This is a genomic window from Mangrovimonas sp. sgz306409 (assembly GCF_059735265.1).
Map to the genome: position 1 here is coordinate 66,996 of NZ_JCAPEU010000008.1, position 22,387 is coordinate 89,382.

Annotated in this window: 18 protein-coding genes; 1 reads left to right on the forward strand and 17 read right to left on the reverse strand. The window is 37.0% G+C overall.

Going from position 1 to position 22,387, the window contains the following annotated elements; all coding sequences use genetic code 11:
* Positions 1-20: 20 nt before the first annotated feature.
* From AC6I5C_RS13755 to AC6I5C_RS13810, 12 genes are all read right to left on the reverse strand, one after another.
* Entirely contained in the window at positions 21-347 is a 327-nt protein-coding gene (locus tag AC6I5C_RS13755) for a nucleotide pyrophosphohydrolase (protein ID WP_053978454.1), read from the reverse strand.
* Positions 347-2,380 (reverse strand): transglutaminase family protein, encoded by a 2,034-nt coding sequence (locus AC6I5C_RS13760; RefSeq protein WP_497905652.1) that lies wholly within the window; start codon positions 2,378-2,380, stop codon positions 347-349. Before AC6I5C_RS13760 ends, AC6I5C_RS13755 begins: the two co-directional genes overlap by 1 nt.
* A gap of 113 nt (positions 2,381-2,493) precedes the next feature.
* Entirely contained in the window at positions 2,494-4,527 is a 2,034-nt protein-coding gene (locus tag AC6I5C_RS13765) for a transglutaminase family protein (RefSeq protein ID WP_497905653.1), read from the reverse strand.
* Between the two features lie 122 nt (positions 4,528-4,649).
* Entirely contained in the window at positions 4,650-6,674 is a 2,025-nt protein-coding gene (locus AC6I5C_RS13770) for a transglutaminase family protein (RefSeq protein WP_497905654.1), read from the reverse strand.
* 6 nt (positions 6,675-6,680) lie between these two features.
* Entirely contained in the window at positions 6,681-8,582 is a 1,902-nt protein-coding gene (locus AC6I5C_RS13775; protein WP_497905655.1) for a DUF3858 domain-containing protein, read from the reverse strand.
* Positions 8,583-8,645: 63 nt separating this feature from the next.
* Positions 8,646-9,161: a metal-dependent hydrolase gene (locus tag AC6I5C_RS13780; protein ID WP_497905656.1), complete on the reverse strand. Its 516-nt coding sequence runs from the start codon at positions 9,159-9,161 to the stop codon at positions 8,646-8,648.
* Positions 9,161-9,613, reverse strand: coding sequence for a D-aminoacyl-tRNA deacylase (gene dtd / locus AC6I5C_RS13785; protein WP_497905657.1), 453 nt, complete (start codon positions 9,611-9,613; stop codon positions 9,161-9,163). The genes AC6I5C_RS13780 and dtd overlap by 1 nt, the downstream gene beginning before the upstream one ends.
* Positions 9,614-9,624: 11 nt before the next feature.
* Positions 9,625-10,575 (reverse strand): ribosome small subunit-dependent GTPase A, encoded by a 951-nt coding sequence (rsgA, locus tag AC6I5C_RS13790; RefSeq protein ID WP_497905658.1) that lies wholly within the window; start codon positions 10,573-10,575, stop codon positions 9,625-9,627.
* Between the two features lie 103 nt (positions 10,576-10,678).
* Positions 10,679-11,761 (reverse strand): bifunctional 3-deoxy-7-phosphoheptulonate synthase/chorismate mutase type II, encoded by a 1,083-nt coding sequence (locus AC6I5C_RS13795; protein WP_053978459.1) that lies wholly within the window; start codon positions 11,759-11,761, stop codon positions 10,679-10,681.
* Between the two features lie 11 nt (positions 11,762-11,772).
* Positions 11,773-12,624, reverse strand: a complete 852-nt coding sequence (locus AC6I5C_RS13800) for a prephenate dehydrogenase (protein ID WP_497905659.1) — start codon at positions 12,622-12,624, stop codon at positions 11,773-11,775.
* 1 nt (position 12,625) lies between these two features.
* Positions 12,626-13,771 carry a pyridoxal phosphate-dependent aminotransferase gene (locus AC6I5C_RS13805; RefSeq protein WP_497905660.1) on the reverse strand — a complete coding sequence of 382 codons (1,146 nt, stop codon included), beginning with the start codon at positions 13,769-13,771 and terminating at the stop codon, positions 12,626-12,628.
* A complete protein-coding gene (locus tag AC6I5C_RS13810; RefSeq protein ID WP_497905661.1) occupies positions 13,768-14,595 on the reverse strand; it encodes a prephenate dehydratase in 828 nt (275 codons plus the stop codon). The genes AC6I5C_RS13805 and AC6I5C_RS13810 overlap by 4 nt, the downstream gene beginning before the upstream one ends.
* 285 nt (positions 14,596-14,880) lie before the next feature.
* Between AC6I5C_RS13810 and gldA the strand changes: the two genes are divergently transcribed.
* Positions 14,881-15,777 (forward strand): gliding motility-associated ABC transporter ATP-binding subunit GldA, encoded by an 897-nt coding sequence (gene gldA / locus AC6I5C_RS13815; protein WP_497905662.1) that lies wholly within the window; start codon positions 14,881-14,883, stop codon positions 15,775-15,777.
* Positions 15,778-15,789: 12 nt separating this feature from the next.
* On the opposite strand, the gene AC6I5C_RS13820 is transcribed toward gldA, so the two are convergent.
* The 5 genes from AC6I5C_RS13820 to AC6I5C_RS13840 form a co-directional block, all read right to left on the reverse strand.
* Positions 15,790-16,536, reverse strand: coding sequence for a head GIN domain-containing protein (locus tag AC6I5C_RS13820; protein ID WP_497905663.1), 747 nt, complete (start codon positions 16,534-16,536; stop codon positions 15,790-15,792).
* Positions 16,537-16,538: 2 nt separating this feature from the next.
* Positions 16,539-17,633 carry an acyloxyacyl hydrolase gene (locus tag AC6I5C_RS13825; RefSeq protein ID WP_497905664.1) on the reverse strand — a complete coding sequence of 365 codons (1,095 nt, stop codon included), beginning with the start codon at positions 17,631-17,633 and terminating at the stop codon, positions 16,539-16,541.
* Positions 17,634-17,666: 33 nt separating this feature from the next.
* Positions 17,667-18,620, reverse strand: a complete 954-nt coding sequence (gene metF, locus AC6I5C_RS13830; RefSeq protein WP_076663254.1) for a methylenetetrahydrofolate reductase [NAD(P)H] — start codon at positions 18,618-18,620, stop codon at positions 17,667-17,669.
* Between the two features lie 65 nt (positions 18,621-18,685).
* The gene (gene metH / locus AC6I5C_RS13835; RefSeq protein ID WP_497905665.1) at positions 18,686-21,361 is read right to left on the reverse strand and encodes a methionine synthase; all 2,676 of its coding nucleotides are present in this window, start codon (positions 21,359-21,361) and stop codon (positions 18,686-18,688) included.
* A 24-nt stretch (positions 21,362-21,385) separates the two neighbouring features.
* Positions 21,386-22,387: a homocysteine S-methyltransferase family protein gene (locus AC6I5C_RS13840; protein ID WP_497905666.1), complete on the reverse strand. Its 1,002-nt coding sequence runs from the start codon at positions 22,385-22,387 to the stop codon at positions 21,386-21,388.

The window sequence follows — 22,387 nt, forward strand, 5'->3', positions numbered from 1 at the left end:
AAATTACTTATTTGAGCAATTTACTTTAATTTTTCATTATTATGGTGCCTATCGTGGTCGCGTTTGGTTTTTTTGTCCATTTTTTTATCGAATGCCGCCTGCAAATCAATCCCAGTTTGATTAGCTAAACACAGCACCACGAACACCACATCGGCCAACTCTTCACCCAAATCTTTGTCCTTGTCACTTTCCTTTTCACTCTGCTCCCCATAGCGTCTGGCAATAATACGGGCCACTTCCCCAACTTCCTCTGTAAGCTGCGCCATATTGGTCAGCTCATTAAAATATCTTACGCCGTGCTCTTGGATCCAATTATCAACTACCTTTTGGGCATTTTCAATATTCATTATATTATTTTTTTAAGTACAATCTTTTCATTATGTTTTTCTACATAAGACCCAATAAAGTCCTTGAAATATTCATAATCTTCTGGTAGCACTAAAGTAGTATTTAAATCAAAATTTACAAGTACCTGAAGATAATTCCCCATACGATTTATAACGTAAACAAATTTTGCCTCTCCATTATTAAAGTCACTTCCTCCCTTTTCAGGCATTGATTCAAGTTCATAGCCATCAGGAAGTAATATGGTGATCATATATTTACTTCTTATTGGGAAATCCAAAGTAATTGGATAGCTTCTCTCTTCTTGCTTAAATATATTTTCCGATTCTGCAAAAAATAACAATGGATTAAGTAATAGCGTTTCTCCTATTACTTCAATTCCTCCTTGCATTTGATAATCATAAGAGATTTGGAAAGGTTTATCTGTGTTTGAGAGATCTCTAAACTCTATATTTTCAATAATAACATCCCCTTTATCCTTTTCAAAATCCTTTACCAACTCATCAGCTTTTGCATCAGCATACCTATCCCGATAATCCATAGCCATATAATTGGTTAGAATCTGCCTCACCTCTCCTGATATGCTTAAATCTGATTCTATTTGAACTTTCACTGAAGTAGTCTCTTCCGACATTACTTTGCTCTTTAATTGCACCCAATTAGAACTTCCATTTTCCCTGACAATTCTTCCTTGCCAATGCAAGGCCCTAGATGGTAAAACATTAATAGCGCCATTAGAACTTGAAGCATCCATCAAAGCGAAACCTCCATCATTTTCAACCACACAAATAACATAGTTGAACCCTTGACGGGTTGGGAACAATGGGATACCGTTGTTTTTAGTGCTTACCAATACTGGATTAGCCATAATACCTATTTCCCTTAACATGGCCACCAAAATTAAATTGATATCTGCAACATTACCCACACCTTCTTTATAGGCTTTCCTAACTCCATTTTCTGCAGCAAAACCATAATTGCCATTCCACTTCACTTTGGACTTAACGTAATTATGGATGAGATTGATCTTATCAAATTCACTTGCTCCTTCTTCAACCAAATTGGCTATATATTCTTTAAAATAGCCACTTTTATTTAATTGCCCTCCAAACTTATCAAGGTCATAAATATTTTTAGTTACATCTTCCCATGTAGAAGCAAAATACTCTATTGGTTCTCCAGGATATTCAATACTCTTTAGCTCCAAAATTAATTTTGCTCTATAATTGTAAATATTATCAAGCATAGGCTCCTCTTTTAAGGCAGGAATATTTACCTCACTTGCAATTATCACATTATTGATATAATCTACTTTTGAGTAATGATAATTGGTAAAAGCAGGTGCCTTATTCCACTTTCTATTTGTATCATCCTTGGTATTAAGATTTAGCATGCCATTTGAGGTTGAATACTCTAACTCAGGAACGTATTTTGACTTGGGATTAAATCGTTTATTATAATTAAAATACTGAGGAGTGCTCACTTTTAAATCATATTTTAATATTGGAATAGTGTACTGAAATTGAATATCTCCAATTTGCATGTACGGCGACCTTATTCTATAGGTATATTCAATTACACTGCCTTCCTTAACATTGGGCATTGTAAAAGACTCATATTTCCAATATTCATTGACCAATTCTTGAAATACTCCTTCTTTTTTCAACTTGTCCTTCACCAACTTACCATCAACCACATTAAATGTATATCCCTTTAAAGACGTTAAAACCTCACTGTTTTCATTTGATCTATTGTATAATCTTACTCTTTTTGTGGCCCAATCATACCCTAACTTATTGTAAATCTTAATACGCTCATGTACTTCTCGTATTTGCACAAAGCCTTCTTCTTGAGAATAAGTGAACCAAATTTTTTCATTTTTGTACAAAATTGCTGCATTTGCAGAAGTATCCTGATGGTAGATTTTTTCTTCTACTTGTTGTTTCGAAACCTTTCCAAAATCGTAATCCTGCTCCTGGGCAATAGAGCTATTGCTTATTATAAATATTAAAAAGATTACAACAATAGTTTTCATTATATCCAAAAATAGAATTAATAATTACAATTCAAACCGACCCAGACCTTAGGATGCACTAGTACTTTAAGCTTCCTCCTGAATCAAACTAATAAACTCTTAAAAGTTAGGTGTCATAGTATTTTTTTTAGAACAACCTTTTCGTTGTGTTTTTCTATACTAGATTTAAAAAAGTTTTTAAAATTTTCATAGTCTTCAGGTAATACCAATGTAGTATTAATATCAAAGCTTACGTGAAGTTGAAGATATTTTCCACTTTCCTTTACAACATAAGTTAATTTGGCAGCTCCATTATTAAATTGGACAGCACTACTTTCTGGAAGTGTTTCCACCTCATATCCTTCAGGGATCATAATATTTACCATATACTTTGATAAAATTGGATAATCCATGGTTATAGGGTAATTCCTCTTAGTTTGCTTAAAAGGATTCTCAGATGTTGCCCAAAATAACATTGGTGAAAAATAAAGCTTTCCAGCAACCTCCTCAACACCATCGTTTGATTGAAATTCGTAGGTAATTTGCAGTGGCTTCTCAACATTTTTCAGATTGGTGAGTTCCATATTTTCAACAACAATCTCTCCTTTATCCTTCTCAAACATCTTTATCAAATCGTCATGACTTACATTGGCATACCTATTTCGATACTGCATAGCCAAATAATTGGTGTGATTTTCACGAACTTTTCCTTCAACTGTTAAATCTGGATTCATTGTAATGTTTAATAGTATGGTTTTCTCAGATTTCACTTTAGACTGCAAATCAATCCAGGCGGAAGTTCCATTTTCCCGGATTACTCTTCCTTGCCAATTCAATGCTCTTGTTGGCAGTACATTTGCAGTACTATAAATACTTGTAGCGTCCAATAAGAAATTAAAATTCACATCCTCTATCATGCAAATAACATAGTTAAAACCATCACGGGTTGGAAAAAGAGGAATCCCATGATTCTTGGTGCTTACCAAAACAGGATTTGCTTTGATGCCTGAACTCCTAAGCATGGACACCAAAATTAAATTTATATCGCCTACATTACCTGCTCCCTCTTTATAAGCTTTGCGTACGCCATTGTCTGTTTTATAGCCATAATAACCATTCCATTTAACCTTTCTTTTTACATAATTATAAATAAGGTCAATCTTTTTCGAAGCATTTGTTTCGTCTTCTATAAGCGCTTCAAGATCTTCTTCATAATATCCTGTTTTATCCAATTGAGCCCCGAACTCATCACTATCATAGATAGTTTTAGTTACTTTTTCCCAGTTAGAAGAAAAAGACTCTAACGGTTTATCAGGATAACTAATCGCCGTTAATTCCAAAATTAATTTTGCTCTGTAATTATCGATATTGTCCACCAAAGGCTCATCTTTTAAGGCAGGAATATATACCTCATTTGCAGTTATGACATTGTCCATATAATCAGTCTTAGACCGACTAAACTCCGTGTTAGTAGGTCCAGCCACCCCTTTTGTCATCTTGATATATCTTCCCCCACTTTGAACAATATAACTATTATGAACTTTTGTTGAATTAAGTTTTGGAATGTAAGTAGACTTTGGATTAAGCAATTTATTATAAATATAATATTCTGGAGTTCTTACTTTTAAATCATATTTTAAGATAGGGATGGTATACTGAAAATCAATATCGTCTATTTGTAAATATGGTGATTTTATTTGATAGGAGTATTCAATCACGCAGCCTTCTTTTACATTTGGCATGGTAAAGGATTCGTACTTCCAGTATTTATTAGCAATTTCTTCAAAAATACTCTCCTTTTTTAACTTGTCTTTTTCTACCTTACCTCCAATAAGATTAAAAGTATACCCTTTTAAAGAGGATAAAAATTCAGCGTTAGCTGTAGATCTATTATAGAGCCTAATCTTTTTTGTTGCCCAATTAAACCCTTCTTTATTATATATTTTAATGCGCTCATGAACTTCCCTGTTGTGCACAAATCCCTCTTCTTGAATATACTCAAAACTTATTTTCTCATTTTTAAATAGAACAACCGCATTTGCTGTAGAATCTAGTGGGCACATATTTTCTTCCAATTCTTCTTTTGATACTTTTCCAAAGTCATAGTCTTGGGCATACGAAATATTATATACCAAAAACATGAATAAAATTACAACTACAGTCTTCATAAAATATATACAACGAAATTAACCCTCCTTACTCATATTCAAAAAACACTTGAACTAAAAATAGTATTGCATTTATAGTTCTCCTTCTCTCCTATATTAATTACCAACACAAAAATCGGGTATTAGATTATTTTTTTTAGCACAACCTTTTCGTTATGTTTTTCTAAACTGGATTTAAAAAAGCTTTTAAAATTCTCATAGTCTTCAGGCAATACCAATGTAGTATTTACATCGAAATTCATGTGAAGTTGAAGATATTGACCATTTTCCCTAACTATATAAGTTAACTTTGCTGTTCCATCATTAAAATCGATGGCACTGTTTTTTGGAAGCGTTTCTATCTCATACCCTTCTGGTATCATAACATTAACCATATACTTTGTAAAAACTGGAAAATCCATAATTATAGGGTAATTCCTTTTGGTTTGTTTAAAAGGATTTTCTGCTGCTGCCAAAAATAACATTGGTGAAAAATAAAGCTTCCCTGCAATATCCTCAATACCATCGTTAGATTGAAATTCATAAGTAATTTGCAGTGGCTTCTCAACATCTTTCAAATTATTGAGCTCTAGATTTTCAATAACAATCTCACCTTTGTTTTTCTCGAACATCTTAATCAAATCGTCTTGATTTACATTAGCGTATCTGTCCCTATGTTGCATAGCAACATAATTGGTAAGGTTTTCACGAACTTTCCCCTCCACTGTTAAATCAGGATTAATTGTAATGTTAAAAAGCACGGTTTCCTCTGATTTCTCCTTAGGTTGTAAATTAATCCAGGCGGAAGTTCCATTTTCCCGAATTACTCTTCCTTGCCAATTCAATGCTCTAAGAGGTAAGATATTGGTTGTACTATAGGCATTTGTAGCATCCAATAAGACATTAAAATTCGCATCTTCTATCATGCAAATAACATAATTAAACCCTTGACGTGTCGGAAAAAGAGGAATTCCATGATTCTTTGTGCTTACCAAAACAGGATTAGCCTTAATATTTGCACTACGCAACATAGAAACCAACATTAAATTTATATCGCCTACATTACCAGAGCCTTCCTTATAAGCTTTACGAACACCATTGTCTGTTCTATACCCATAATACCCATTCCACTTTACTTTTCTTTTCACATAATCATAGATGAGACTGATCTTTTTTGCATCATTTGTTTCGCCTCCTATCAGGGCTTCAATATCCTCTTCAAAGTATCCTGTTTTATCTAATTGTGCACCAAACTCGTCACTATCATAAATCCTTTTGGTCACTTTCTCCCAAGTAGAGGAATATGATTCCAATGGTTGATTTGGATACTTTACAGCCGTTAATTCTAAGATTAACTTTGCTCGGTAATTGTCAATATTATCCACCAGAGGTTCACTCTTTAATGCAGGAATATTCTCTTCATTTGAAATTATTACGTTGTCCAAATAATCAGTCTTAGATTGACTAAATTCAGTTTTGGTTGCAGACCATCCCCCATTAGCTACCCGCTCTTTACTATTAATTGTAAAGCTATTATTTGCTGTTGTCAAATTCAGTTTAGGAATGTAGGTAGACCTAGGGTTAAGCAATTTATTATAAATATAATATTCTGGGGTACTAATTTTTAAATCGTATTTTACAATTGGAATATTATACTGAAAGTCAATATCGTCAATTTGCAAATAAGGTGATTTAATTTTGTAAGTATATTCGATCACACAACCTTCTTTTACATTAGGCATGGTAAAAGATTCATATTTCCAATACTTATTGGCTAGCTCTTCGAAAACACCTTCTTTTTTAAGCTTCTCTTTTTCAACCTTACCTTCATTCAGGTTAAAAGTATAGCCTTTTAAGGAGGACAAGGATTCCGAATTCGCTGCAGACCTATTGTACAGCCTTACCTTTCTTGTTGCCCAATGAAAACCTTCTTTATTATAAATTTTAATTCGCTCATGGACTTCCCTATTTTGAATAAATCCTTCCCCTTGGATATACTCAAAACTTATTTTTTCATTCTTATATAACACTACAGCATTAGCTGAAGAGTCTTGAGGGCAGATTTTCTCTTCAAGTTCTTGTTTTGAAACTTTCCCAAAATCATAATTTTGAGCATATTGGGAAGTACTCAACAATAATATCATCGATGCTACAACGACTTTTTTCATAACCTTTTAGAGTTTTAATGTTAATGCTAGTTTAGCTTTATCATTCTTTGCCACAGAAGCGATAAAATCTCTGAATTTGGCATATTCTTCTTTAGGATAATTTCCTTTATTCAAGCTATAGTTACGCTTATAGAGTATCTCATGATCATTAAGCTTCATTATTGAAAATTGGTAGACCCCATACTTAGTCTCAATTGTTACAGCTTCCGGTAGAGCCTCAAAACTTAGGGATTCATCAATTTCAATTATAAACTCATCAATATCAACAAAGCCCCTTTCAATTTCAAAATCTAAAGTTCTATTTCTGTATCGTGTGGGTATATGGGTTACTCTATTAAATATATTTGGATTAACCAACAAAAGATTTCCTGTTTTAGAAGCATAATTTTGTGCGGAGACCTTAATGTTTTCAGTAAATAGAATACTGTCCTTATTATTTTCAAATTCCATTTCGTCAATTGATAAATTATTGACATAATCCCAATAATTTTTAAAATGCAAATCCTGATCTCTAGGATCTTTATTCTGAACCCCCTCGTGCAAAGCATACTGATATCCCCGGGTTTCAATAGCAACCTCCCCCTTCAAAGATCCGTCATTGAATATTTTCACATTAGCATTGGTAACCTGTTTACTTTCTTCTTTAGGGTATGTAGTTGTATGGATTATTTCCCCTCCTTCTGGGGTCACAATTAAGGCATCTCTATCATCAGTAAAACCAGCAATAAATCCAAAAGGATTTGTTTGACTAGTACATTCCAACCAAATTCCACTATCATTATTTGGAATGTAAAGTACAGCGTGATTACCTTGTTGTGCAGAAAATTCCCTGTCTATATTTAATATACCTCTGCCTCCATAGATAAGAGCATAGTAAGATTCAACACCTACCTCTTTTAAAAGCGATCTAGTATAATTGGACAAGCCTTTACAATCCCCATACCCCAAACGATCTACATCACTAGCTAACATAGGTTTCCAGCCACCAATACCAACTTGCACACTTATATAACGGGTTTTGTCCTGTACATATTTATACACAATCTTTGCCTTCTCTATCTTGTCATCCACTCCATTGGTTAATGCTTTTATTTCCTGTTTCACATTTTCCGGCAAGGGGTCTGTACCTGTTAGTAACTTATCGTAAGTCCATTTCCCAAACTCTAACCAATTATTATTAACACCCTTCACCCCAACCATGTCAAACTCAACTAAAGCAGCCTTTAATACTGGAGCAAAAGTTGTAAACGCCGGACTATAAGATTCAGGCTTTAAAGACATTAACCCAATTGCTTTGTAATGAAAATCATCTAACTTTGTAATATTATAATTTTCAAAATTTTGAGTCTTTATTTTAATTTCAACTTCCGAAGAATTTACAATTTCATACTCACTGTTTTCCGTACTTACATAGTATCCTTCAATGGGTCGCCAACCCGGTAAAAATGCAGTTGAGTTATATTCTATTTCAACATCCAAAAGCACTGTATATGGATAACTCACTGGAGTATAGTCTAAATATTTTACTCGACTATCTGAATACAAGGTTCCTCCATTAACAGCACTTACATCTTGAAAATCCTTCTCTTTAATTTTTTTCAACTCTTTTCCATAAGCATCAAAAATCTTCACTTCTAAATTTTTAATTTCAACACCTCTTTCATAGTGAAAAATTGCATCAACATCAGAATTTCCAGCTTTACTTAAAACAGTTACAATTCTTTTTTGAGTAAATAAAATTTCATTATAAGCCTTAACTTCAATTTTTTGAGCATTATACCTTATAACAGCATTAGCCTTAGATTTTAACTCCGAAGGAATAGTTTCGGCTGAATAAAGTTCTTGCTGTGAATACACAATAGAGGCAATGAAGAACACCCCTAAAAAGGATAATATTTTGGTAGTCATGGGTTGGTTTTTGGTCTTTAAATCTAATAAAATTCTCCAAATTAAAGGAGAAATCTATAAAGATTACGCCCGTTTATTCTTTAACCAATTGAACATCAAAACAATAAAACACGGCACAAAAATGTAAAGCAACTCCCTCATTATCACATTAGCACCCCATTCTGAAAAAAAGCGTTCCACACCAATTGGTGATACTTGGATGACCTTCCAAGGAAAAAAATATCGATGATTGTTGAATGGGATAAAAAAGCCCACCCCCTTGCCGCCAGTAGTTAAAGCATCCAAAAGACCATGAGACAAAGTGCTCAATAAAATTACGATGGCATAAATAGGCTTCTGCTTTTTACCAAAAGCCAAGGTTAGAAACAAGGTCCCAATAATTGCAAATACCATGGAATGTGTAAAACCTCGGTGTCCCCAAGGTGACTCATATGGAACCCCCAACATAAATCCCAACACATCAGCGTCTGGAATTATGGCTGACAAAACTGCTAGAAATATTAAAGATTTTGACACTTTTTTGGAGGCAACTTTACCAATAGTAAAGGCTAGCATTCCATGGCCAAAGAGTGAAGCCATTACACTTTGTCTTTTGTATCGATAATAATAGTTACGGGGCCATCATTTACCAAGGCAACTTTCATATCGGCACCAAACTCTCCCGTTTCAACGGTTTTACCTAAATCGGCTTCAAATTTAGCCACAAAAGCTTCGTACAATGGAATGGCAATATCTGGTTTCGCAGCATTAATATAACTAGGACGGTTTCCTTTTTTTGTACTGGCATGCAAAGTAAACTGGCTTACAACAATGGCATCTCCATCCACATCAATCAAAGATTTGTTCATCACCTCATTCTCATCTGGAAAAATTCGAAGGTTGACAATCTTCTTGGAAAGCCAGTCTATGTCCTCTCGAGTATCCTCATCTACAATTCCCAATAATATCAAAAGCCCTGTATTAATATTGGCTACTTGCTCACCTTCAATAGTGACTCTGGATTGTGATACTCGTTGAATAACTGCTTTCATTGTTGTAAATACTATTCCTTGGTGTAATTGTCGGTACGGTAAGACTCATCCTCCCCTTCCAAAATTTGAAGGTAACTTCTATAACGAGAATAAGCAATTTCATCATTTTCTAAAGCTTCCTTCACAGCACACTTTGGTTCATCCACATGGATACAGTTGTTGAATTTACAATGCTGTTTTAGTTCAAAAAATTCAGGAAAATAGTCTCCCACCTCTTCTTTGTCCATATCCACCACTCCAAACCCTTTAATTCCTGGAGTATCGATAATTTTAGCGCCAAACTCCAAATCGAACATTTCGGCAAACGTGGTTGTATGTTGCCCCTGCATGTGTTGCATGGAAATCTCTTTGGTCTTTAAATCCAAAGTTGGTTCAATGGCATTTACCAAAGTTGATTTCCCTACTCCAGAATGCCCTGCAAACATACACACCTTGTCCTTCATCAAAGACTTCACCTTATCGATATTTTTCCCTGTAGCTGCTGAAATCCCTATACATTCATATCCAATTTTCCGATACACATGGGCCAAATATCGCACTTCGTTTAAAGTTTCTTCATCATAAGTGTCAATTTTATTGAATAGAAGAACGGTTGGAACAGAATAGGCTTCGGCAGTTACCAAAAATCGATCGATAAAACTTGTAAAGGTTGGCGGATTATCAATGGTTACCAACAAGAATACCACATCAATATTAGCAGCAATGACATGGGTTTGCTTTGAAAGATTTACCGATTTTCGAACAATGTAGTTTTTGCGATCCTTAATATGGTGAATAACTCCTGTAGTTTCATCATTGTTGGTCTCCAGTTCAAAATCTACCACATCACCAACGGCGATGGGGTTGGTACTCTTGATTCCTTTAATCCTAAACTTCCCCTTCATCCTACATTGATAGGATGCACCGAGCTCTGTTTTAACGGTGTACCAACTTCCTGTAGATTTATATACGATTCCTGTCATGCGGTACAAAGATGTGAATTATTCGCTTGTCAAACAACAAAAAAGACCACCAAAGGCGGTCTTTCTAATTCATACTAAAAGGAATAATTCTATTCAAAAACTACTAAGAATTAATAATCTTTTCCTGATGGTTAATGGACTCTTGGTGAATGGCTTTAAATACACGTAAAATAAATTCCTCGCTTAAATTTTTCTCCTCACCTTGAAGAATCATTTTACCTAAAATCTCATTCCATCGTTTAGACTGTAATACCGCCACGTTTTTAGACTTCTTAAGTGCTCCAATATCATCGGCTATCTTCATACGTTTACCCAAAATTTCAATCAATTGATGGTCAATAAGGTCAATTTGCGTACGCATCATATTAATTTTATTATTGAACTCAGCAGCATCGTCAAACTCCTTTCTTATCTTCAAATCTTTGGTAATTTGAATCAAGGTCTTTGGCGTGATTTGTTGCGCTGCATCGCTCCAAGCATTATCCGGATCGTAATGGGTTTCTATCATCAAACCATCATAATTTAAATCCAAGGCAGTCTGGCAAAGATCAAAAATGATGTCTCGCCTTCCTGCAATGTGCGAAGGATCTAAAATAAGTGGCAAATCTGGAAAACGGTTTTGTAAATCAACGGCTATTTGCCATTCAGGATTGTTTCTGTAGTTTGTTTTTTCATAGGTTGAAAATCCTCTGTGAATCACCCCTAGGTTTTTAATATCTGCCGTATAGAATCGTTCAACAGCCCCCAACCACAATGACAAGTCTGGGTTTACAGGGTTTTTTACCAACACCGTTTTATCCGTTCCCTTAAGGGCATCGGCAATATCCTGAACTATAAACGGGCTTACCGTAGTTCTGGCTCCAATCCATAAAATGTCTACATCATGCTCCAAGGCCAAATCCACGTGATGGGCATTGGCAACCTCGGTGGTGGTTAACATTCCTGTTTCTTCCTTGGCTTTTTGCAACCATTTAAGCCCTAAAGCTCCCACGCCTTCAAAGTTCCCAGGTCTAGTTCTTGGTTTCCAAATTCCCGCTCGCAATACCGTAGCATCACTATCTTTTAATTCATGTGCAATTTTCAACAACTGCTCCTCTGTTTCCGCACTACATGGCCCTGCAATTACCAACGGATGCTCCAATCCGAAGTTGTCTAACCACGATCTAAGTTCTTTCTTGTTTTCCATAATGCTCTGTTTTAAACGATTCCTTTTAATATGTCTTTAATATGGTTGGTACTTTTCATTTCATTGTAAATTTCATCAAACTCATCTGCCTTCATAAACTCCTTGAATCTTGTGAGGTTGTCTATATACTCTTCCAAAGTTTCAATGACATTGACTTTGTTCTGCTTAAAAATTGGGGTCCACATTTCTGGTGAACTTTTAGCCAAACGCACCGTACTCTCAAATCCACTTCCTGCCAAGTCAAAAATATCTCGCTCGTTTTTTTCCTTTTCAATCACGGTTTTCCCCAACATAAAAGAACTGATATGCGACAAATGCGATACATAGGCAATGTGTTTGTCGTGCGCCTCTGGATTCATATACCGAATCCTCATGCCCATAATTTTGAAAATATTTAAGGCCAATTCCTGCAATTTGAATGCTGTTTTTTCCACCTCACAAATAATGTTGGTTTTCCCTACAAATAACCCTTCAATAGCTGCCGAAGGTCCAGAAAACTCGGTTCCCGCAATGGGATGGGTTGCCAAAAAATTTCTACGCTTGGGGTGATTTTCCACAACCTTACAAATGTCATTTTTGGTGGAACCGGCGTCAATTACCAAGGCATCGTCATGTACCAAATCCAAGACTTCAGGCAAAAGTTTTACGGTCGCATCCACAGGGACAGTCACTATAACAATATCTGCTTTAGACAATGTTTCCATAGTAGACTTTTCATCTATAATTCCCAATTCCTTGGCCTGTTCCAAATGTTTTGGATTGTGATCAATACCGTGAATCACCGAATCCGGAGTCAAACGCTTGATGTCTTTGGCAATGCTTCCGCCAATCAATCCAATTCCTATGATGTAAATATTTTTCATACTACTTAACTCTAGCTATCGCTTCTTCTATATCTTCAATCGAGGCACACAATGAAAACCGAATATAGCCTTCTCCATTGGTTCCAAAAACAGTGCCTGGGGCAATAAAAATGGAATTGTTCTTCAACAATACATCTATAAATTCTTCGGCCTTTACAAAATCGGGCAACTTTGCCCAAACGAACATTCCTGTGGCAGTTCTATCAAATGTACAGTTAAGGGCTTCTGCCAATTTCCAAACCAACTCCCTACGTTTTTCGTAAACGCTATTTAGGCTTACATACCACATTTCAGAACATTTTAAGGCTTCAATGGCACCTTTTTGAATGCCATAAAACATACCAGAATCCATATTGCTTTTCACCTTAACAATGGCATTAATGTAATCTGATTTTCCCAAAACCATTCCAACACGCCAACCGGCCATGTTAAAGGTTTTACTCAAAGAATTCAATTCCAAACAGCAATCCTTCGCGCCTTTGTATTTCAAGATACTTCTAGGATATTCATTCAAAATAAAACTATACGGATTGTCATTCACCAATAAAATGTTGTTGCGTTTGGCAAAAGCAATCACATCATCATAAAACTTGTTTGGCGCTACAGCTCCAGTTGGCATGTGCGGATAGCTTAGCCACATCAACTTCACCTTACTCAAATCCTGCTTTTCCAGTTCGATCAAGTCCGGCAACCATTTACCCTCTTCATTTAAATCGTAGAACACAGGCACAGCACCTACTAATTTGGTTACCGACGTATAGGTTGGATATCCCGGATTGGGAATCAACACCTCATCGCCTTCATTTAAAAAAGCCATGGAAATATGCATGATTCCTTCCTTACTTCCCATGAGCGGCAACACTTCCGTTGTCGGGCTTAAAGCTACTTCAAACCTATCTCGGTAAAACACCGTAATGGCTTCCCGTAGCTCTGGCAAACCATAGTAGCTTTGATATTTATGCGCCGAAGGATCAGAAAGACTATCTGTAATCGCTGCCAATACTTTCATGGGCGGCTCCAAATCTGGGCTTCCAATTCCTAAATTGATAATAGGCTTGCCATGTGCCTTTAGCAATGCCACTTCCTTCAGTTTTTTCGAGAAATAATATTCCTCCACTGTATGTAACCTGTCAGCTACTGTAATCATAGTTTAGCGTTTTTATATTCGCCCAATATTTTTAGGTCCTGAGACATGATTTTTAAAATGGATTTTGCCTTGTCATAATCGGCATAGGCTTCAAAAGTGACATCCACAAAAAAGGCATACTTCCACGGGGTCTCTATTTTTGGCAAGGATTGTATTTTGGTCAAGTTCAATTTACAATCGCTCATCACATTAAGCACTGTAGCTAAGCTACCACGTTTATGGTCCAATTCAAACTTTAAGGACGCTTTATTGATTTCCTCTTTAGGAATTTCAGAATTTTGCTTTTTCACAATCACAAAACGGGTCTCGTTATGAGCGATGGTTTGGATACTTTCCGCCAAAATTTGAAGCTCAAATAAATCCGCCGCCAACCTACTGGCAATGGCTGCCACATTTTTAAGCCCCTTGGTTTTGATTCGTTCCGCCACCTCAGCCGTATCCTTGTCTTCAATCAATTTGATGTGCGGATGTTTTTTAAAAAACTCCTTACACTGAAGCAAGGCCATAGGATGTGAATATACCTCATGAATCTCCTCGATGGACTGATTTGGCAAGGCCATTAAATGATGCTGAATATCTAAATAATGCTCTCCAATAACATGTAAGTTGTGGGTATCAATCAAGGCGTAATTAGGAATAATAGAACCCGCAATGGAGTTTTCTATAGCCATAATCACGGCATCACTTTTACCGGTAAGCAAACTGTTTACTGCTGTATCAAAAGACAAACATTCATCAATGATGACATCATCATCAAAATACTTTTGGCAGACAATATGATGAAAAGAGCCTTTTATTCCCTGTATTGCAACTGACTTTATCATGTAAAAAAAAAGTCCCGATTTTCATCGAGACTTATATATTAAATTTATGGCTATAAATTATACATACAGAGTCTCGTTTCTTTTGCTAAAAAAGAAATAAAACCAGTTAAAGTATGTATAATTGTTTGTTTTCATTGTTGTTACGAAATGCTAATGTAATTAATATTTCCAATAATCAAAATACTCCTCCTCAATTTTTTCTTCATTTCTATTTTTTTTCACGAATTTACTTCCATAGAAGGTTTAAACTATATAATTACTATTTTTGGACAAACAATTCTCTATATGTCAATAGCAGTTGCCCACATATCCAAGGTTTACGGAACTCAAAAGGCCCTGAACGATGTTTCTTTTCAAGTGAATAAAGGCGAAATTGTTGGTTTTTTAGGCCCCAATGGTGCTGGAAAATCAACCATGATGAAAATTTTGACCACTTATATCGAAGCAAGCAGCGGGGAAGCTAAAGTGTGTGATTTTGATGTGAATTCGGAATCTAAAGAGGTACAGAAACATGTTGGCTATTTACCAGAACACAATCCGCTTTATTTGGAAATGTATGTAAAGGAATACCTCCATTTTAATGCGGGTGTCTATAATGTAGCCAAAGAGAGAATTGCTGAAGTGATTGAACTTACAGGATTAACACCCGAAGCCCATAAAAAAATCGGACAATTATCTAAAGGATATCGTCAACGTGTGGGATTGGCCAATGCGCTCCTTCACAACCCAGATGTGTTGATTTTGGATGAGCCTACCACAGGATTGGATCCCAACCAATTGGTAGACATCAGGCAATTGATTAAAAATGTGGGAAAGGAAAAAACCGTGTTTCTATCTACGCATATCATGCAAGAAGTGGAAGCCATGTGCGACCGAGTAATCATTATCAACAAGGGTGAAATTGTAGCAGACAAACGCCTTTCTGAACTTAGGGAGGGTAAAGACCAAACTGTGATTGTTGAATTTGATTATCGGGTGGAAGAAGCCTTTTTACAAAAATTGCCTCATGTAAAATCTGTGGTTAATGTTCATGATTTTGTATATGAAATCACGTTTTCAACCTCAAAGGATATGCGCGCTCATGTGTTTGATTTTGCCCATGACAACGAACTCAAAATCCTTCAGTTGAACCAAAAGAATGAAAGTTTGGAAAGTTTGTTCAGAGAATTGACAAATAAATAAAGAGACGCTATTCTAATTCTGGAATATTAAATTTCCGGTATATAGAGTTTCCAAAGTAACTTCTGAAGGTTGGTTTAGAGAAATCACATCTCCAGGACCTAAAATTTCTCCGGATAACGATTGTTGGGGGTTTACAATCATATCATTGCTCCCTCGGTGATAAATATCCACATGCTGTGCAACAAGATCTGCACCTTCAAAACGTCCTGCTCCAGCATAAAAACCAATAAATAAATTTTCGGTTTGCCCTGTAATATAGAAAGACGCCATGTTGTTGGCTACAATTTTCACTTCAGAAGCATTGACATCCAACCTAAAATCTCCTGTAGTAAAACTATCAGGTACATTGTAATCTTCAGACAGCAATTGAAGGATCGGAAAATTCAAGGTCCCTTCCGAAGAAATATCATATTGTGTAGAACTTCTAATGGTTTTAATATTCGGTGCCGTTACATACATTTTGGTCACACCATAGTCCCGCACATAGTTACAAGTATTATTGTCGGCTAATTGCAACTCTCCATCCACTACTTTTACAGATACATCATTGATAAGGTTCCCCCCTGTTTCAACCAAAACCTGAAAATCACCTTCGGCCAGAATCAGTTCAATATCCCTATTTACCAAAATCCGTTCGAATTCGGACACTTCAAATTCCTGCTGAATGATGCCTCCTGAAGTTTGAAAGCAATCATTGGCGTTCTCACTGTCACAAGCAACCATCAATAATAAAACGAAAATGTAAATTAGCTTTCTCATACCTATAATCGAATTCCAACTCCTAGTTCAACAGCTTCAGCTTTAGCTCCATGTGACTTCAATGTTAAAGCAGCAAATACTTTATCTCCAAAATAACGTTTTAAACCTACTCTAAAATAGGTACGCCCCTCAAAATCGAAAGGATAATACACATAATATCCTACTTGGGTTACCACCGACATTTTATTGATGAACAATTCATGTCCTGCAAAAATCCCCACACGTTTCCAATCTTCATCCCCAGAAACATTTTCTTCTGGAAAAGCCACCGATTGGTAATAGATCAATTCCTTTAAGAACTTAGAGAAAAACGCATCAGCTCCTAACTGAATGGCACTTTTATGCCCCAAACGTTTATCGGCATAGGCAGACAACACATAAAATGGAAACCTGCCACTATCGATGACGTCGCTTTCATTGATTCCTGTTCGAAACACCAAATTATACTTGATGGGTTCAGTAAATTTCTCCTTTGTTAAATCGTCGACATACTCAGGATCACTTTCCTCCAAACTGTAAACCACCCCTACATTTAACGTCATGGAATTCACGCTAGTATTGGGCGCCTTTACATTGGCATTGGAATAATGAATCAAACTCAGTCCTCCCTGAATTCCAAATCTATCAAAAATGCGTTCCTTTTTATAATTCAGCATCAAATAAGTACTGCTCAACACATGCGACCCAAAGGCCACATTTTTAAAGTTATCGTACTTATCATAAGGATTTGTGGTATAGGCCAATCCTTGACCAATACGCAGCATTAAATTACGCTTAAAAAAGTAGAAGTTATAATGAGCATATAAGGAATAGTTGTTCCCCAAAACATCATTCTTTAAATTTTGATAGGCAAAGGACACACCATAATCTGGATAATTATAACGCTGTTCCCAATCGTTGAACCCAAAGGTTTTCTTGTTCCAACTAACAACAAAACCCTCGGGATGTCCCTTGATTAAATGTAGAATGCTGTTGTTATGAAGCGCTATGTTCCCTTTAAAATAATTGACTTCCACAGTAGAAGACTTGGACTCAGTTTCTTGAGAAAAAAGAACTCCGATCCACAAAAAAAATAGGCAGAAAAATAGATGCTTCATAGGCTGGATTATGGGGCAAAAATAGCAGAATAATTAAAACAAATGTTCTGCAATTGCCTTTATATTGTCACTTTTCCCCATAGAGTAATAGTGCAATACAGGCACTCCTGCTTCCAATAATTCCTTGGATTGTTGAATGGCCCATTCTATTCCAACTTGACGTACCGCCTTATTGTCTTTACTGTTTTCGACTGCCGAAATCAACTCTTCCGGCAAATCAATTTTGAATACCTGTGGCAACAATTGTAAATGGCGCTTCACGGCAATAGGTTTAATCCCCGGAATGATTGGCACATCAATCCCTGCTTCTTTGGCGGCTTTTACAAATTCGAAATAACGTTTGTTATCGAAGAACATTTGGGTCACCACATAATCAGCACCGGCATCCACCTTTTCCTTTAAACGCTTCAAATCGGTTTGAAGTGAAGGTGCTTCAATGTGTTTTTCTGGATAACCAGCTACACCAATACAAAAATCAGCTCTATCGTCGGCTTCAATAACATCATGAAGGTATTTCCCCTCATTCAAATCCTGAATCTGTTTTACCAATTCACTGGCATAAGTATGACCTCCCTTCGCAGGCTCAAAATACTTTTGGTGACTCATGGCATCGCCACGCAACGCCATGACATTTTCAATTCCCAAATAGTGGCAATCTACTAGTACATATTCGGTTTCTTCCTTTGTAAATCCACCGCAGAGTACGTGAGGTACCGTATCGACATTATACTTATGTTTTATCGATGCACAGATTCCAACCGTACCCGGACGCATTCTTGTAATCTTTCTATCCAACAAGCCATTTCTATCAATATACACGTACTCTTCGCGAGACGTCGTAACATCAATAAAAGGCGGTTTAAACTCCATTAAAGGATCAATATTGTTATATAGCTCCTGAATATTGCTCCCCTTTTTTGGAGGTATGATTTCAAATGAAAACAATGTTTTGCCTTTGGCCTGTTTGATATGATCTGTTACTTTCATAATATTTCCCTAAGTTGGAAAAGTGTTTAATTACTGTCTCTTTTTTATTTAGTGCGGCTTCTAAATTAATCAGCCAAATTTGGATTCAGCCATTTTTCGGCCTCATCATTTGAAATCCCCCTGCGCTTCGCATAATCCTTCAATTGGTCTTGGGTTATTTTACCCAACCCAAAATATTTGGCGTCTTTGTTGGCAAAATAGTAACCACTTACACTAGCCGCTGGCCACATAGCCAAACTATCGGTCAACTCTACCCCAATGTTCTCCTTCACCTGTAACAATTTCCAAATGGTTTTCTTTTCCAAGTGGTCCGGACAGGCTGGATATCCCGGCGCTGGACGAATGCCTTTATAGCTTTCTTTGATCAATTCTTCATTGGATAAATTCTCGCCTTGCGCATAACCCCAAATATCTGTTCTAACCTTCTTATGCAAATATTCAGCATAAGCTTCTGCCAAACGATCGGCAAGGGCTTTGATCATAATAGAACTATAATCGTCATGGTTATCCTCAAATTGTTTCGCTAATTCAGCCGTTCCAAAACCAGTACTCACACAAAAACAACCTATGTAATCCTGTTTTCCTGTTTCTTTAGGTGCCACGAAATCCGACAAGGCAAAATTTGCCACGCCTTCACGCTTATCCAATTGCTGACGTAAGGTTAGGAATGTCGCCTTTACAGCACCAGATTCATCATACACTTCAATATCATCATCATTCACCATATTGGCAGGGAACAGTCCAAAAACTGCTTTGGCCCCCAACAATTTTTCATCAAAAATGCGCTTTAGCAATACCTGTGCATCGGCATACAATTCAGAAGCATGCTGTCCAACCACCTCATCTTTCAAGATTTCAGGATATTTCCCGTGTAAATCCCAACTTCTAAAAAATGGACTCCAATCTATATAGGCTTCCAATTTGGTGATATCGAAATCTTCTACTACCTGAACCCCCAGTTGCTTTGGCTTTACAATGTCTGCAGCATTCCAATCAATTTTGAATTTGCGCCTTCTAGCCTCTTCAATGTCGATATAATCCTTCTTTTTCCCACGCTTTAAAAACTGCTCACGGAATTTCTCATACTCCTCACGAATTTGTTCTTTGTAGACTGCATTGTCCTTCTGCAACAAATTCCCAACCACAGTTACCGCTCTGGAAGCATCATTTACATGTACCACAGCATGGGTGTAATTAGGTGCAATTTTCACCGCAGAATGGGCTCTGGAAGTTGTTGCACCTCCAATAAGCAATGGAATGGTAAACTTCTGTTTTTCCATCTCTTTAGACAGGTACACCATTTCGTCCAAAGACGGTGTAATCAACCCACTCAAACCAATAGCATCCACCTTTTCGGCTTTTGCTGTTTCTATAATTTTTTCTGGTGGCACCATTACTCCAAGGTCTACAATCTCATAATTGTTACACCCCAATACCACACTTACAATATTTTTACCAATATCGTGGACATCCCCTTTTACAGTCGCCATCAAAATCTTTCCAGCATACTCTTGCTTTCCGTCCTTTTCGGCTTCAATAAATGGTTGTAAATAGGCTACTGCCTTCTTCATCACCCTAGCCGATTTCACCACCTGAGGCAAGAACATTTTTCCGCTTCCGAACAAATCTCCAACCACATTCATCCCAATCATCAAGTGACCTTCAATAACCTCTATCGGTCTTTCAACTGTCAATCTTGCTTCCTCGACATCCTCGATGATAAAAGTATCAATTCCTTTCACCAAACTATGAGTGATACGGTCTTGCAAGCTATCACTTCGCCATTCCAAAACTTTGGCAACATCTTCCTTTTTATCACCTTTTACGGTTTCTGCAAAATCCAATAAACGCTCTGTAGCATCATCTCTCCTATCCAACAACACATCTTCTACGTGCTCCAACAAATCCTTTGGAATTTCGTCATAAACCTCCAACATCGTTGGGTTCACAATACCCAAATTCATCCCGTGCTTAATGGCATGAAATAAAAATGCTGAATTGATGGCTTCACGTACTACATTATTTCCTCTGAAAGAAAAGGACACATTACTCACCCCTCCCGAAACATTCGCATAAGGCAAGTTTTCACGAATCCATTTTGTGGCATTGAAAAAATCCAACGCATTTAACCTGTGCTCTTCCATTCCAGTTGCTACAGGGAAAATGTTAGGATCGAAAATGATATCTTCTGGCGGGAAATTCACCTCATTCACCAAAATATCATAAGAACGCTTACAGATATCGATACGTCTTTGGTAAGTATCGGCCTGTCCTTCCTCATCAAACGCCATCACAATCACCGCAGCTCCATAACGTTTTACCAATTTGGCATGATGCACGAAAGTTTCTTTTCCTTCTTTTAAACTGATGGAATTCACCACCGATTTCCCTTGTACCACCTGCAAACCTGCTTCGATGATTTCCCATTTGGAACTATCAATCATAATGGGCACCCGGGCAATATCAGGTTCCGAAGCAATTAAATTCAAGAAGGTCACCATGGCTTCCTTACCATCCAACATCCCTTCATCCATATTCACATCGATGATTTGGGCACCACCTTCCACCTGATCTCTGGCCACAGCTAGGGCCTCTTCGTATTTTTCTTCCTTTATCAACCTTAAAAACATGCGAGATCCCGTTACATTGGTTCGCTCCCCAACATTGATAAAGTTACTTTCAGGGGTCACGATTAACGGTTCTAAACCTGAAAGCTTTAAATATTTTGTGTGTTCTGACATTGTAATTCTTTTCAAAAAACGTCCCTATGCAGGCACTTCAATTTTGCGCGGTTTATATTTTGCTGCCACTTCTGCAATCGCATTGATATGCTCTGGAGTTGTTCCGCAGCATCCTCCAATAATGTTGATCAAACCATCTTTGAGATAGTTTTCAATAAGTACTTGCATTTGTGCTGGAGTTTGATCGTATTCCCCAAAAGCATTTGGAAGTCCCGCATTTGGGTGGGCAGAGGTAAAAAATTCGGTTTCATTTGCCAATCGTCTTAAATAAGGTTGCAACTGATCGGCTCCAAGCGCACAATTAAATCCAACACTTAGCAATGGAATATGCGAAATGGAAGTTAAAAATGCTTCCACAGTTTGCCCTGAAAGGGTTCTTCCTGAAGCATCCGTAATCGTTCCAGATACCATGACTGGAATATCAATACCTCTCTCCTCTTTTACTTCTTCAATCGCAAATAAGGCCGCCTTGGCATTCAAGGTATCAAATACAGTTTCTACCAATAAAAGGTCCACACCACCATCAATCAAGGCCTCTACCTGTTGTTTGTAAGCAACACGCAATTCATCAAAAGTTACGGCACGAAATTCAGGACGGTTGACATCTGGAGATAAGCTGGCCGTTCTGTTAGTTGGCCCAATACTTCCGGCAATAAAACGAGGTTTATCAGGATTGGCAGCTGTAAATTCATCGGCTACTTTTTTGGCAATTTTAGCAGACTCATAATTCAGTTCATACACCAAATCTTCCATATCATAATCAGCCATACCAATGGTAGTTCCCGAAAAGGTATTGGTTTCCACGATATCAGCACCAGCCTCGAAGTACTTGCGATGTACTTCAGCGATGGCTTGGGGCTGCGTAAGCGACAACAAGTCGTTGTTCCCCTTTAACGGAGACGGATAATCTTTAAAACGTTCCCCACGAAAATCCTCTTCAGAAAAATTATACCGTTGCAGCATGGTCCCCATGGCCCCATCCAGAACTAAAATTCGGTCTTGTAAAACCTGATTAATATTTGACAT

Coding starts and splice junctions, on each gene's coding strand:
- AC6I5C_RS13755 (WP_053978454.1), bottom strand. CDS start 347: ATGAATATTGAAAATGCCCAAAAGGTAGTTGATAATTGGATCCAAGAG.
- AC6I5C_RS13760 (WP_497905652.1), bottom strand. CDS start 2,380: ATGAAAACTATTGTTGTAATCTTTTTAATATTTATAATAAGCAATAGC.
- AC6I5C_RS13765 (WP_497905653.1), bottom strand. CDS start 4,527: ATGAAGACTGTAGTTGTAATTTTATTCATGTTTTTGGTATATAATATT.
- AC6I5C_RS13770 (WP_497905654.1), bottom strand. CDS start 6,674: ATGAAAAAAGTCGTTGTAGCATCGATGATATTATTGTTGAGTACTTCC.
- AC6I5C_RS13775 (WP_497905655.1), bottom strand. CDS start 8,582: ATGACTACCAAAATATTATCCTTTTTAGGGGTGTTCTTCATTGCCTCT.
- AC6I5C_RS13780 (WP_497905656.1), bottom strand. CDS start 9,161: ATGGCTTCACTCTTTGGCCATGGAATGCTAGCCTTTACTATTGGTAAA.
- dtd (WP_497905657.1), bottom strand. CDS start 9,613: ATGAAAGCAGTTATTCAACGAGTATCACAATCCAGAGTCACTATTGAA.
- rsgA (WP_497905658.1), bottom strand. CDS start 10,575: ATGACAGGAATCGTATATAAATCTACAGGAAGTTGGTACACCGTTAAA.
- AC6I5C_RS13795 (WP_053978459.1), bottom strand. CDS start 11,761: ATGGAAAACAAGAAAGAACTTAGATCGTGGTTAGACAACTTCGGATTG.
- AC6I5C_RS13800 (WP_497905659.1), bottom strand. CDS start 12,624: ATGAAAAATATTTACATCATAGGAATTGGATTGATTGGCGGAAGCATT.
- AC6I5C_RS13805 (WP_497905660.1), bottom strand. CDS start 13,771: ATGATTACAGTAGCTGACAGGTTACATACAGTGGAGGAATATTATTTC.
- AC6I5C_RS13810 (WP_497905661.1), bottom strand. CDS start 14,595: ATGATAAAGTCAGTTGCAATACAGGGAATAAAAGGCTCTTTTCATCAT.
- gldA (WP_497905662.1), top strand. CDS start 14,881: ATGTCAATAGCAGTTGCCCACATATCCAAGGTTTACGGAACTCAAAAG.
- AC6I5C_RS13820 (WP_497905663.1), bottom strand. CDS start 16,536: ATGAGAAAGCTAATTTACATTTTCGTTTTATTATTGATGGTTGCTTGT.
- AC6I5C_RS13825 (WP_497905664.1), bottom strand. CDS start 17,633: ATGAAGCATCTATTTTTCTGCCTATTTTTTTTGTGGATCGGAGTTCTT.
- metF (WP_076663254.1), bottom strand. CDS start 18,620: ATGAAAGTAACAGATCATATCAAACAGGCCAAAGGCAAAACATTGTTT.
- metH (WP_497905665.1), bottom strand. CDS start 21,361: ATGTCAGAACACACAAAATATTTAAAGCTTTCAGGTTTAGAACCGTTA.
- AC6I5C_RS13840 (WP_497905666.1), bottom strand. CDS start 22,387: ATGTCAAATATTAATCAGGTTTTACAAGACCGAATTTTAGTTCTGGAT.